Origin of the sequence: Klebsiella sp. K47 (genome assembly GCF_051858335.1) — a bacterium.
Taxonomy (GTDB): Bacteria; Pseudomonadota; Gammaproteobacteria; order Enterobacterales; family Enterobacteriaceae; genus Klebsiella; species Klebsiella pneumoniae.
The window spans coordinates 1-217 of record NZ_JBPYUI010000513.1; the positions used below are offsets into that span (position 1 = coordinate 1).

Below are 217 nucleotides of genomic sequence, written 5' to 3' on the forward strand. Positions count from 1 at the left end.
CCGCGTAATAGGCACTGGCGCGATGGTTGCCACTGGCACCGACGCCACCGAAGGGTGCGCTGCTGGCTGCACCGGTCAGTTGCTTGTTCCAGTTGACGATGCCGGCGCGGCTGCGCAGCCAGAAATGCTGGTAGCGGGCGCGCGAATCGGACAGCAAGCCGGCAGCCAGGCCGTACTGGGTGTTGTTGGCTTCATCGATGGCCGCATCGAAATCGGC

General features: G+C 65.0%; 1 protein-coding gene. It reads right to left on the reverse strand.

Translation table 11 applies throughout. The features are described from left to right. Window positions 1-217: aldehyde dehydrogenase family protein (locus tag RRF55_RS29020; RefSeq protein ID WP_439419452.1), on the reverse strand; the 217-nt coding region annotated here is incomplete at both ends.